General features: G+C 65.6%; 12 protein-coding genes. All 12 read right to left on the bottom strand.

Going from position 1 to position 12,496, the window contains the following annotated elements:
• Positions 1-38: 38 nt before the first annotated feature.
• Entirely contained in the window at positions 39-698 is a 660-nt protein-coding gene (locus tag ERC79_RS04690; protein ID WP_131576155.1) for a dTMP kinase, read from the bottom strand.
• A gap of 11 nt (positions 699-709) precedes the next feature.
• A complete protein-coding gene (locus ERC79_RS04695; protein WP_131576157.1) occupies positions 710-2,038 on the bottom strand; it encodes an amidohydrolase family protein in 1,329 nt (442 codons plus the stop codon).
• A 118-nt stretch (positions 2,039-2,156) separates the two neighbouring features.
• Positions 2,157-3,635, bottom strand: coding sequence for an adenosylhomocysteinase (gene ahcY / locus ERC79_RS04700; RefSeq protein WP_131576159.1), 1,479 nt, complete (start codon positions 3,633-3,635; stop codon positions 2,157-2,159).
• A gap of 76 nt (positions 3,636-3,711) precedes the next feature.
• Positions 3,712-4,320 carry a TetR family transcriptional regulator gene (locus ERC79_RS04705; protein ID WP_131576161.1) on the bottom strand — a complete coding sequence of 203 codons (609 nt, stop codon included), beginning with the start codon at positions 4,318-4,320 and terminating at the stop codon, positions 3,712-3,714.
• 10 nt (positions 4,321-4,330) lie between these two features.
• Positions 4,331-4,513, bottom strand: coding sequence for a rubredoxin (locus ERC79_RS04710; protein ID WP_131576163.1), 183 nt, complete (start codon positions 4,511-4,513; stop codon positions 4,331-4,333).
• 20 nt (positions 4,514-4,533) lie between these two features.
• On the bottom strand, positions 4,534-4,695 hold the full coding sequence (locus tag ERC79_RS04715; RefSeq protein ID WP_131576165.1) for a rubredoxin: 162 nt from the start codon (positions 4,693-4,695) through the stop codon (positions 4,534-4,536).
• Complete coding sequence (locus tag ERC79_RS04720) at positions 4,692-5,909, bottom strand: alkane 1-monooxygenase (RefSeq protein WP_131576167.1); 1,218 nt, start codon at positions 5,907-5,909, stop codon at positions 4,692-4,694. Before ERC79_RS04720 ends, ERC79_RS04715 begins: the two co-directional genes overlap by 4 nt.
• A gap of 130 nt (positions 5,910-6,039) precedes the next feature.
• Positions 6,040-7,536, bottom strand: a complete 1,497-nt coding sequence (locus tag ERC79_RS04725; protein ID WP_131576169.1) for an amino acid permease — start codon at positions 7,534-7,536, stop codon at positions 6,040-6,042.
• A gap of 91 nt (positions 7,537-7,627) precedes the next feature.
• Positions 7,628-8,548, bottom strand: a complete 921-nt coding sequence (locus ERC79_RS04730; RefSeq protein WP_131576171.1) for a cation diffusion facilitator family transporter — start codon at positions 8,546-8,548, stop codon at positions 7,628-7,630.
• Between the two features lie 82 nt (positions 8,549-8,630).
• Positions 8,631-9,881: a mannose-6-phosphate isomerase, class I gene (gene manA / locus ERC79_RS04735; protein ID WP_131576173.1), complete on the bottom strand. Its 1,251-nt coding sequence runs from the start codon at positions 9,879-9,881 to the stop codon at positions 8,631-8,633.
• Positions 9,881-10,996, bottom strand: a complete 1,116-nt coding sequence (locus ERC79_RS04740; protein ID WP_131576175.1) for a tobH protein — start codon at positions 10,994-10,996, stop codon at positions 9,881-9,883. The genes manA and ERC79_RS04740 overlap by 1 nt, the downstream gene beginning before the upstream one ends.
• Positions 10,997-11,072: 76 nt before the next feature.
• On the bottom strand, positions 11,073-12,455 hold the full coding sequence (locus ERC79_RS04745; RefSeq protein WP_131576177.1) for a phosphomannomutase/phosphoglucomutase: 1,383 nt from the start codon (positions 12,453-12,455) through the stop codon (positions 11,073-11,075).
• Positions 12,456-12,496 lie beyond the last annotated feature (41 nt).

A 12,496-nucleotide genomic window follows, 5' to 3' on the forward strand; every position in this document is an offset into this window, starting at 1 on the left:
GGAGGCGCGTTCGCTCCTACGGCGTGCCGTTCATTGCTTCAGTGGCGCACCCTGTGCTCATGCAAGAGTGCCAGTTTATCGGCGAGCGTGCCCGGATCGACATCGGGCATGACGGTCAACCACGGCGAATTCCAGTCGGCTGCCGCCAGTTCCCGGTACACCTCACCGGTGCGGGACTGCAGGTCACGGTCCCTTTCGTAGGCGTCGAGCGCCCGGGCGCTGTCGGCTGCCTCCCGTAGCCGGGCCCGTTCCTCGGCGAGGGCGACCGGCACGTCGAGATAGATCTGCAGATCCGGCCGGGGCAGCCCGAGGCGATCGAACTCGAGGGCCTCGATCCACGTGACGAATTCGCCGTCGGCGTGCTGGTGCATCCGCGCAGCACCATATGCGGCATTCGACGCGACGTAACGGTCGAGGATCACCACGTCGCGCCCGGCGACGAGCTCCCGCAGATGCGCGGCCGCGCCGGCCCGGTCGAGTGCGAACATCACGGCCATCGCGTGGACGGAATCACTCAGGTCGCCGTGTGCGCCTTTGAGCGCCTCCGACGCCAGATCCGCGTGCACGGAGCTGCCGTACCGCGGAAAGTCGAGCGTGGCGACCGTCAATCCGACGCGTTCGAGGTGCTCGACCACCTTGCCGACGAGTGTCCGCTTGCCCGCGCCGTCAAGGCCTTCCAGTGCGATGAGAGTTCCCACGGACGCCGAGCCTATCGGTGCTCGCGGCCACCGCCCGAGCTCGCGTCCGAAAAGGACTGCTGCAGCGCGTTCTTGACCACCTCACCGTTCTTGACGATGACGGACAGGTACTTGTCCGGCTCCGCCAGCAGGGCGAGATCGTCGAGCGGGTTTCCGTCGACGAGCAGCACATCCGCCCACGCCCCGGCCTGGATCACACCGAAGGGCGCATCCCGGTACGGGTCACGTTCGCCGGCGAGACGGAACAGACGCGCGTTACCCGACGTCAGCATTCGCAGCGCCCCGACGTTGCCGTAGTAGTCGGCGAGCCGGACAGCCATATCGCTCTGCCGGGCGGCAGATTGCGGTTCGAGCAACAGGTCGGTACCGAACGCGACGTTGACGCCGTGCTTCTTCGCCCAGCCGTACACGTCCGCCACTCCCTCACAGATCCGGCGGTTCTTCTCCGCACGATCCGGGTCCGGGAAGTGGTGATCGTCCTCCGCGAACGGCTGCATCGACAACCACACGTCCGCCTCGGCCATCAAGGCAATGGTCGCCTCGTCCGCAAGGTGACCGTGCTCGATCGACTTGACTCCGGCATCGATGGCCCGTCTGATGCCCGTGACGTTGTACACGTGGGTGGCGACGTAGGTTCCGTAATCAGTGGCCGCATCGACCGCTGCCCGCAGCTCGCCCGCTGTGAACTGCACGGTGTACAGGGGGTCGTAGGTGGACGCGGCACCACCACCCACCATCAGCTTGATCTGCGAGGCTCCCCGTTTGAGCTGCTCCCGTACCGCTGCGAGAACGCGCTGCTCGCCGTCCGCAATGCGCATGAAGCCGATCTCTTCGGACCGGTTGGGTGCACCGCCCAGTGCGGTCGGGGTGTCGTAGACATTGCCGAAGTCGCCGTGGCCGCTCGTCTGGGAGATCGCGGCCTGGCTCGGATAGATGCGCGGACCGGGGAACAGGCCCCGGTCGATCGCGGACTTTATGCTCGCGGTATCACCTGCCATGTCCCGTACGGTCGTGAAGCCACGCATCAGCATGTTCCGCGCCTCGGCGACGCCATTGAGCGCGATGTGGGCCTGTGTTCCCGTCAGCAGGTCGATGTACGTGTTCGCGTTGCCGACCAGATGGACGTGCGCATCGCTCATGCCGGGCATCAGCACCCGGCCACCGCCGTCGAGGACCACGGTGTCGCGGGCAGGCGCATCGCCTATCGGCGAGTCGGAGACCGCGGCAATCGTGCCGCCCTCGATCAGGACGTCGCCGTGAACGAGATCTGCGGAGACTCCGTCGAACACCCGGACGTCGCGAAAGAGTAGACGCTCACCGGTTCGCGCTATAGCTGTCATACGTGGTGACAGTAGCGCGGGAAGGTCCACGGGACCGCCGATTACCACCTGTGGCCGGGAATCATGAGACACGATTCCCGGCCACAGCCGAAGGGGGATGCCGAGCGTCAGCGGTACCTCAGTACCGGTAATGCTCCGGCTTGTACGGGCCCTCGACGTCCACGCCGATGTACTCGGCCTGGTCCTTGGTGAGCTTGGTGATCGAGCCGCCGAGCGCCTCGACGTGGATCTTCGCGACCTTCTCGTCGAGGTGCTTGGGCAGGCGGTACACCTCGTTGTCGTACTCGTCCGGCTTGGTCCAGAGCTCGATCTGCGCGATGGTCTGGTTCGCGAAGGAGTTCGACATCACGAACGACGGATGACCGGTGGCGTTGCCGAGGTTCAGCAGACGACCCTCGGACAGCACGATGATCGAATGACCGTCGGCGAACGTGAACTCGTCGACCTGCGGCTTGATATTGATGCGGGTGACGTCGCTGGCACGCTCGAGGCCGGCCATGTCGATCTCGTTGTCGAAGTGACCGATGTTGCCGAGAATGGCCTGGTGCTTCATCTGCTTCATGTGCTCGAAGGAGATGATGTCCTTGTTGCCCGTCGCGGTGATCACGATGTCGGCCTCGCCGATGAACTCCTCGACGGTCTTGACGTTGAAGCCGTCCATCAGCGCCTGGAGCGCGTTGATCGGGTCGATCTCGGTGACCGTGACGCGGGCGCCCTGGCCGCGCAGCGCCTCGGCGCAGCCCTTGCCCACATCGCCGTAGCCACACACCAGCGCGGCCTTGCCGCCGATCAGGACGTCGGTACCGCGGTTGATGCCGTCGAGCAGCGAGTGGCGAGTGCCGTACTTGTTGTCGAACTTGCTCTTGGTGACCGAGTCGTTGACGTTGATCGCCGGGAACGCCAGCTCACCCGCGGCAGCGAACTGGTACAGGCGCAGCACGCCGGTGGTGGTCTCCTCGGTGACCCCCTTCACCGACTCGGCGATCGCGGTCCACTTGCCGCCCTCGGCCTCGAGCGACTTACGTAGCAGCGCCAGGAACACCTTGTACTCGTCCGAGTCGTGCTCGTCGTCGGTGGGCGGGACGACGCCGGCCTTCTCGTACTGCGCGCCGCGCAGCACCAGCATCGTGGCGTCGCCGCCGTCGTCGAGAATCATGTTCGCGGTCGTGCCGGGCCAGGTGAGCATCTGCTCGGCCGCCCACCAGTACTCCTCGAGGGTCTCGCCCTTCCACGCGAACACGGGGACGCCCTTGGGCTCCTCGACGGTGCCGTGCGGGCCGACGACGACTGCCGCGGCGGCGTGGTCCTGGGTCGAGAAGATGTTGCACGACGCCCATCGAACTTCGGCACCGAGCGCGACCAGGGTCTCGATCAGGACCGCGGTCTGGATCGTCATGTGAAGCGAGCCCGAGATGCGAGCGCCCTTGAGCGGCAACACGTCTGCGTATTCACGGCGCAATGCCATCAAGCCGGGCATCTCGTGCTCGGCGAGACGGATCTCCTTGCGGCCGAACTCGGCGAGCGAAAGATCCGCCACCTTGAAATCGATACCGTTGCGGCGCTCTGCCACCGGCCCCGAAGTAACTGAGGTCGTCATATGCCTCTCCTGTTCGCTGTCTGGAATGCTCCCCAGGCTATCGGGTACTCATTCGCCCTTGGGGACGGGCAGTACCTCACACCCTGGTCACGATATCCACGTAGGGCGCCAACAGCGCCGCCAGCTCCTGCGCATCGTCACGATCCGATGCCGGCGGCATCGAGACATAGCTGAGGGCGATGCGCACGACGCCGTGGGCCAGGATCGACGAATCCGCCTCCGGTGCCTGAATCCAGCTCCGCCGGAACGTCTCCGCCAACCGCTCCGACGCACGCGCGACCAGCGGCGCACTGTCGGTCGTGACGATCCGTAACAGATCGGGCTTGGCAGCCCCGTTCCGCAACGACCGGACCAGCGGATCCTCGGCACTGGCGTGGAAATACACCGCGAAACCGTCCACCAGGGCCGCGCGCGCGTCGCCGACATGGGCGTACACCGCGGACTCCACCGCATCGACGAACCGATCGACCAGCCGCAGCGCATACCCTTCTGCGAGCCCCTGTCGCGACCCGAACTCGTTGTACAGCGTCTGACGACTGATGCCGGCCATGGCCGCGACGTCCGTCATCGTCACCTTCGACCAGTCCCGCTCGAGCAACAGATCGTGCACGGCGCCCAGGATCGACTCGCGCAGGAGGAGCCGTGCCGCCTCCTGATACGGCACCCGCTCATATGACTCGGTCATGGGTTCGACCCTAACTGCGCTCCACCTCGACCATGAAGAAGTCCTCCTTGGCCGCACCACAATCGGGGCAACTCCAGTCGTCAGGGATGTCGTCCCACCGGGTGCCGGGCGCAATGCCGTCCTCTGGCCAGCCGAGCTCCTCGTCGTATTCGAATCCACACTGCGCACACTGATACAGCTTGTACTCGTTCATGATCACCGTCCTGTTCCCCGTCAGAAGGGCTCGAAATCGATCTTCTCCCGCACTCCGCAGTCGGGGCAGCACCAGTCCTCGGGCACCGCGTCCCATGTCGTGCCGGCCGGGAATCCCTCACGTGGTGCGCCGACGGCCTCATCGAACACGTACTCGCACACCGGGCACCGATACGCACTCACACCGCACCTCCATACGTCGCGAGCAGCTTCTCGCGTTTACTCGGCTGCAGATTCACCTGGGTGATGTCACCGCCATAGTGGGCGAGCACTTTCCGATCCATCACCGACCGCCACAGCGGCGGCACATACGCGAGCATGATCATGCTCGCGTAGCCACTCGGCAGGTTCGGCGCAATGTCCATGCTGCGCAACGTCTGATAGCGCCGTGTCGGATTCGCGTGATGGTCACTGTGCCGCTGCAGGTGGTACAGAAAGATATTGGTACAGATGTGGTCGCTGTTCCAGCTGTGCGCCGGCGTGCAACGCTCGTACCGTCCACTCGCGGTGCGCTGGCGCAGCAGCCCGTAGTGCTCGAGATAGTTCACGGTCTCGAGGAGCGTGAAACCGAAGACGGCCTGCAGCACCAGATACGGCGCCACCTCCCATCCGAAGATCACGATCATCGCCCCGAACAGTACGACCGACATCAGCCATGCATTGAGGACGTCGTTGCGAATCGTCCACGGCCCCTTGCCCAACCGTTCGAGCCGAGCCTTCTCCAGACCCCACGACGACCGCAGACTTCCCCATACACTGCGCGGCAGGAATGCCCAGAAACTCTCACCGAATCGGGAACTCGCCGGGTCCTCCGGCGTCGCGACCCGCACATGATGCCCGCGGTTGTGCTCGATGTAGAAGTGACCGTAGAAGGACTGCGCGAGCGTAATTTTCGACAGCCAGCGCTCCAGGTTGTCCTTCTTGTGCCCGAGTTCGTGGGCGGTGTTGATCCCGATGCCCGCAACGCACCCCACACTGATCGCCAGACCGATCTTCGAGATGATCCCGAGCCCGCCGTCGACTCCGATCCACCCCAGGTCGTCAGCTGACCACAGGTAGCACGCGAGGACGATGGTCACGATCTGCAACGGGATGTAGGCATAGGTACACCAGCGGTAATACCGGTCGTTCTCGAGCTGCTCCATCACCTCGTCCGGTGGATTCTGGCCGTCCGCACCGAAGGCGAGGTCGAGGATGGGCAGGAGCACGTATACGAGCAGCGGTCCGATCCACCACCACACCGGTGCGACCACCCCGAGCCCCACCCGATCGGTCAGCCACACCAACCCGATCGCCAGGAAGATTGCCGTCGGCGGAATCAGCCCCAGGAGCCAGAGATAGCGCTTCTTGTCCCTCCACACCGCCGAATCGGCGGTTGCATGCGTCGCCACGGAAATCCCCTTTCACGAGACCGCTCATGTGAGCGACATCACCATGAATTGGACGATACCCGTCAGCTCGTACTGTGACTAGACAAATCTAGTAATTTTGTAAATCACCCGCGGCGATCGACGCGGACCAGGGCGCCTACCGCTCCGCCGCTCTCGCGCGGACCGCGAGTATCGAATGACTGCGGCTGTAAGCGAAGTAGACGACAATGCCGAGCGCCATCCACACGACGAACCGCAACCACGTCTCGATCGAGAGATTGACCATCAGCCACAGGCACGCGACCACGGCCAGGATCGGCACCAGCGGCACGAGCGGCACCCTGAATCCACGGGGCAGATCCGGGCGGGTCCGGCGCAGAATCACAACACCCATCGAAACCAGCACGAACGCGAAGAGCGTGCCGATGTTCACCATCTCCTCCAGCGTGCCGATCGGAAAGAACGCCGCGAGAAGTCCGACGACGACTCCGACCAGCACCGTGATCCGCACCGGTGTGCCGCGGCGCCCGGTGGGCGCGAGCGACCGCGGTACGAGGCCGTCCCGCGACATCGCGAACAACACGCGGCTCTGCCCGAGCATCAAGACCATGACAACGGTGGTGAGGCCGGCGAGCGCGCCGAACGAGATGAGGTTCTTCGCCCATTCCATCCCGTTGAGGGCGAAGGCGGTCGCGAGGGTCGAGTCGTCACCCGCAAGATCGGTGTACTTGACCATCCCGGTGAGCACCAGCGAAACCGCGACATACAGGACGGTCACGATGGCCAACGAGCCGAGAATGCCTCGCGGCAGTGCTTTCTGCGGATCCTTGGTCTCCTCGGCAGTGGTCGCGACCACATCGAATCCGATGAATGCGAAGAACACCAGGCTGGCTGCGGCAAGCAGTCCATACCAGCCGAACGTGCTGCCGCCAGCGCCGGTCACGTACGAGAAGAGCGACTGGCGGATGCCCTCCCCGGTGGAACCGGCCTCCGACGGCGGAATGTACGGCGAGTAGTTGGCACTCTTGATGTAGAAGGCTCCCACCACGACGACGAACAGCACCACCGCGACCTTGATCGCGGTGATGACGGCCGAAACACGTGATGACAGCTTGGTCCCGGTCGCCAGCAGAACCGTGATGATCGCGACGATCAGCACCGCACCCCAGTCGACCTTCACCGATCCGATGTGCAGGATCGGCGACGCACTTCCGAGAACTTCTCCGAGATACAGCGACCAGCCCTTCGCGACCACCGATGCGGCGAGCGCGAACTCGAGAGTGAGGTCCCAGCCGATGATCCATGCGACGAATTCACCGAATGTCGCATAAGAGAATGTATACGCGCTGCCCGCGACGGGCACTGTCGACGCGAACTCGGCGTAGCACAGCGCGGCGAGCGCACACGCGATCGCCGCGAACACGAAGGCCAGTGACACCGAAGGTCCGGCAACGTTGCCGGCCGTCCGGGCAGTGAGCGTGAAGATACCGGCACCGATCACGACGGCGACGCCGAAAACGGTCAGGTCCCAGGCAGTCAGATCCTTGCGTAGCTTCGTTTCGGGTTCGTCGGTTTCCAGGATCGATTGCTCGATCGATTTGGTTCGAAACAGCCCGGAGCGGCTCTTCGTGCCCCTGCGGTCCGGTGACGCCATCGCAGCCTCCTCTGGAGGTGGGGATGATCGTCAAGCGTATGCCCGGTCACCGCGCCCAGCACGGTTTCCTCGTCGGCCGTTGCCGAACCGACTACTTCCCCGCGACGCGGTACAGGTCCGGTTCGAGATAGATCAGACGGGCCGCGGGCACGGCCGCACGGACGCGCGATTCCGCCTCGTCGATCGCCGTCGCGACATCCTCGATCCCGGATCCGGGCGTGATCGCGACCTTCGCCGCGACCAGGATCTCCTCCGGACCCAGATACTGCGTCCGGCAGTGGATGACCCGATCGATCCGCACCCCGTCGACGAGAGCCGCGAGGATACGGTCTTCCTCGTCCTGCGTGGCACCCTCACCGATCAACAGGCTCTTCATCTCGATGATGAGAACGATCGCAATCACCCCGAGTAGCACGCCGATGCAGAGAGTGCCGATGCCGTCCCACACCGGCTCACCGGTGAGCATCGTCAGTCCGACGCCGCCGAGAGCGAGAACCAGGCCGATCAGTGCGCCGGCGTCCTCGAGCAGCACGACGGGCAGTTCGGGGGTGCGAGAGGTGCGGATGAAGCTCCACCAGCTCGCCTTGCCCTTGAGCGGACGAGATTCCTTCACCGCGGTGCGGAAGCTGTAGGACTCGAGCGCGATCGCGACCACCAGGATCACTACGGCCACGATCGGCGAGGACAGGTCCTCCGGATGCTGGATCTTGTGCACACCCTCGTAGACCGCGAACAGCGAGCCGAGGGTGAACAGCACCAGCGCCACGACGAACGAATAGAAGTACCGGTTGCGCCCGTACCCGAACTGGTGCAGTTTGTCGGCCTGCTGCTCGGCGCGATTCTGGCCGAACAGGAGCAGGCCCTGGTTCGACGTGTCTGCGACCGAGTGAACCGATTCCGCCAGCATCGATGACGATCCGGTGATCAGGAAACCCGTGAACTTCGCCACCGCGATACCCGCGTTCGCGGTCAATGCCGCGAGAATCGCCTTCTTACCCGCGTGAGCCGACACTGGCTACTCCTCTCCTGGACCCTGCGCGGCTCACAGGCTACGGGACGATCGAGGATTACCGGCAACCCGCGGGATCCCCCGGTCAGGACAGGAGAGCGCCGACCCCGGCCCGGAAGATCTGTGTGTCCTCTGCGGACGCCTGGATCTGAACTTCGTTGTCCGCAGCCGAGATCCATGCGGCAGCTCCCCGCTCGAGCATCATCGACTGCGACCCGCTGGACAGCTTCGCAGCACCCGACGTACACAGCAGGATCTGCGGTCCGTCCGAATCGACCTCGCCGACCGCCACGGCGCTCGCGCCGGACGCATCGAGGTCGATCCGCGACAGCATGAACTCGGGCGCCGGTGTCCGGTAGACGAACTCCCCCGCCCGCTCGGTCCCCTCGGCCGTGAGCACCGGGACATCGACGGACTCGAAATCCAGGACCCGCAACAACTCCGGGACGTCGACGTGTTTGGGCGTGAGCCCGCCGCGCAGGACGTTGTCGGAGTTCGCCATGATCTCGACCGCCGTTCCGTGCAGGTATGCATGCAAGTTTCCGGCGTCGAGGAACAGGCCCTGGCCCGGCTCGAGGGTCACCCTGTTGAGCAACAACGACGCGAGCACGCCCGCGTCACCCGGATAGCCCTCGCTGAGTTCGAGCGCGGTCCGAACCTCGGGAACGAACTCTGTATCGGCCGGATCAGTCCGGGACGAAAGATAGCCGACACAGCCGTCGAGCACGCGCGGCAGCAACGCGGCCAAAGCATGCGGCGGCAACGTGATCCAGGTGGTGAACAGGGCCCGGAGGCCGTCGGGATCCGGCTGACCCGCCAGCAGCGCAACGTAGTTCTCGAGCTCCGGCACGTCGAGCGCACCGAGTAGCCGGACCGTCCGGTGCGGGTCACGGAATCCGGCGAGGGCCTCGAACCGGGTAAGCGCGACCACCAGTTCGGGCTTGTGGCTACCGTCGCGATAATTGCGCATAGGCGAGTCGGCCGGAACCCCGGACCGCTCCTCCCGCTCGAATCCCTCGCGGGCCTGCTCGGCACTCGGATGTGCCTGCAGCGACAGCGGCTCCTCCGCCGCCAGTACCTTCAGCAGGAACGGTAACCGTTCCCCGAAAGCTGCAATGCTCCGCTCACCGAGTTCACGCCTCGGTGCCTCGGCTACGACGTCCCACAACGAACGGGGTTCGTTGTCCTCGATCACTCGGGCCGGATCGCCGGGATGCGCGCCCAGCCAGAGTTCCGCTTCCGGATGCGCACTGGGACTGGGACGCCCGCACAGCTCCGCGAGCGCGGTCCGTGACCCCCATGCGTAAGACCGGAGCGCACCTTCGAGTTGGCGCACTAGTTACCACCGATCAACCGTAGATAGGCCGCACTCATCTCGAGCCGGCCGGCGAGAATTGCGATCTGTTCGATCTCGGTCCGCGGGGACACCGCGGACCGATCCGAGGGTGCGATCGTCATCGAGGCCTCCTCCGACGACGCGACCACGACGTCTGCATCCGCGAGCGCGGCGATCCGGCGCTCCACCTGGGTTCGTCCAGCCTCCGACGCAAGCACGATGAAGCGCAGCGGCGCACTGGGCACGGGGCCATCCAACTGCTCGTCGTGAAAGAGCGGGTCGTAGCCTGGCGGCATCGGGGAGGTATCCGGCTCGAACCTGTGTGCTCCAGCCAGAACATCGGACAGGTCCGCAGCCGCGGTCACCGCAGCGCCGCTGCGCAGCAACACCTCGCTGCCGTGCCGGGCCAGATCCGCCGTCGCGCGAGAATCACCGCTGAGCACCACGCGCCTACCCTGCATCCGGGCGGCGAGCGACTTGGCCGGGTTGTGGAACAACTCGTTGCGCGGATGATCGCGCAGCGACTCCTCGTCCACCGCATCTGCGAGCCGCCCCAGATCCGGCAGGAACAACGTGGAACGACCCGCCTCGACAGCGGCCAGCACCGCGAGAAAGGCCGTCAGGTAGCGCAACAGACCGTGCTGCTCGGGCACCGCGACGCGGGGCGGCAACACCATCGCGCGGCCGGCTCCAGCGGCGCGCAACGGCCCCTCGGCGGGGGCGACCACCACCACCTCGGCGCCACGGCGCAGTGCGCTGTCGACGGATTCGGCGAGCCGCGGATCACCAGCGTCGTCACCGGCCACGACGACGATGTCGAGTGGCCCGGCCCATATCGGTGTGCCCCCGCTGCCGAGCAGCGGGACACCGAGCCGATCGCCTACTGCAGCCACGATGAGGGAGGCCGCGCGAGCGGCCCGGCCATTACCGGTGACGAGCACGACGCTACGCGGCTGCAGACCGCGCAGCCGCGTCAGTCCGTCCTCGTCGACGGCTGCAGCGGTAGCCCGGATCTGGGCGCCACCGAGTGCGGCGAATCGCAGCGCACCATCGACATCGGCGGCGAGGAGCGCCTCGGCGTCGTCGAGATCGAGTAGAGACGACGGAGCTGTCATAGCGAACACACCTCCCTTTCTCCCACTCGCTTCCCCGACGAGTTCAGGTGCCTCGAGTATCCCAGCAAATCACTGACTAGGCGCGGACAACTCCGAGGATCTCCGCAACCAGCGCGTCCACATCGGCAGTGGTGCGCGCCTCGACGTTGAGTCGCAGCAATGGCTCCGTGTTGGATGCCCGCAGGTTGAACCAGGCGCCGTCACCGAGATCGACGGTGACGCCGTCGAGGCGGTCCACCGATACCGTGCGGTCACCGAACGCCGCGACGACGGCCGCGGTGCGCTCGGAGGCGTCGGCGACAGTCGAGTTGATCTCGCCGGACGCCGCGTAACCCTCGTACTCGCGCATCAGCTCGGACAGTGGACGATCCTGTTCCCCGAGCGCGGCGAGGACGTGCAGGGCCGCGAGCATGCCCGAGTCGGCTCCCCAGAAGTCGCGGAAGTAGTAGTGGGCGGAGTGTTCACCGCCGAACACCGCACCGGTCTCGGCCATCTGCTGCTTGATGAAGGAGTGGCCCACCCGGGTGCGCACCGCGACGCCGCCGAGCTTCTCGACCAGTTCCGGGACCGCCCGCGACGTGATCAGGTTGTGGATGATCGTGGCGCCGGGCTCCTTGGAAAGCTCGCGCTCGGCGACCAGCGCGGTCACCGCCGACGGCGACACCGGGTTACCCAGCTCGTCCACCACGAAGCACCGGTCCGCGTCGCCGTCGAATGCGAGGCCGATATCGGCGCCTGTCGCACGCACGTGCTCCTGCAGATCCACCAGGTTGGCGGGGTCGAGCGGGTTGGCCTCGTGGTTCGGAAAGGTCCCGTCGAGCTCGAAGTACAGCGGCAGCACCGTCACCGGCATCGGCTCGAACACCGCGGGCACCGTATGCCCGCCCATGCCGTTGCCGGCGTCGACGGCGATCTTCAACGGGCGGAGATCGGCGAGGTTCACCAGGCCACGCACGAAGCTGGCGTACTCGGCGAGCAGATCCTGCTCGGTGATCTCGCCCTCCGGTCCGTCGAACATGGGCACTCCGGCAGCGACCTCACCGGCGATCACGGCGAGTCCGGTGTCCTGACCGACCGGCTTGGCACCGGCGCGGCACAACTTGATCCCGTTGTACTTGGCCGGGTTGTGACTCGCGGTGAACATCGCACCGGGGCAGTCCAGAATGCCGGAGGCGAAGTACAGCTGATCGGTGGACGCGAGGCCGATGAGCACCACGTCCAGCCCCTGCGCCGTCACACCCTCCGCGAAGGCGCGGGACAGCTCCGGCGAAGAGGCGCGCATGTCGTGGCCGATGACCACACGGTGCACCGGCTCGGTGCCGGTCTGCTCGTCGCGGACCAGGCGCGCGAACGCCGCACCGACATCCCGCACGAAGTCGTCATCGATCTGATCACCCACGACACCACGCACGTCGTAGGCTTTGATCACGGCATTCACGGATTCGACAGATCGAGCCACTACTGGTTACTCCTGCTGTTCGTAGATGCAACGCACACGCT

The sequence above is a fragment of the Rhodococcus sp. ABRD24 genome (genome assembly GCF_004328705.1).
In the GTDB taxonomy this organism is placed as follows: domain Bacteria; phylum Actinomycetota; class Actinomycetes; order Mycobacteriales; family Mycobacteriaceae; genus Prescottella.

What these genes read in the sequence shown, in the direction of transcription:
- ERC79_RS04695 (WP_131576157.1), bottom strand. Translation starts at nt 2,038, where the DNA reads ATGACAGCTATAGCGCGAACCGGTGAGCGTCTACTCTTTCGCGACGTC.
- ahcY (WP_131576159.1), bottom strand. Translation starts at nt 3,635, where the DNA reads ATGACGACCTCAGTTACTTCGGGGCCGGTGGCAGAGCGCCGCAACGGT.
- ERC79_RS04705 (WP_131576161.1), bottom strand. Translation starts at nt 4,320, where the DNA reads ATGACCGAGTCATATGAGCGGGTGCCGTATCAGGAGGCGGCACGGCTC.
- ERC79_RS04710 (WP_131576163.1), bottom strand. Translation starts at nt 4,513, where the DNA reads ATGAACGAGTACAAGCTGTATCAGTGTGCGCAGTGTGGATTCGAATAC.
- ERC79_RS04725 (WP_131576169.1), bottom strand. Translation starts at nt 7,536, where the DNA reads ATGGCGTCACCGGACCGCAGGGGCACGAAGAGCCGCTCCGGGCTGTTT.
- ERC79_RS04740 (WP_131576175.1), bottom strand. Translation starts at nt 10,996, where the DNA reads ATGACAGCTCCGTCGTCTCTACTCGATCTCGACGACGCCGAGGCGCTC.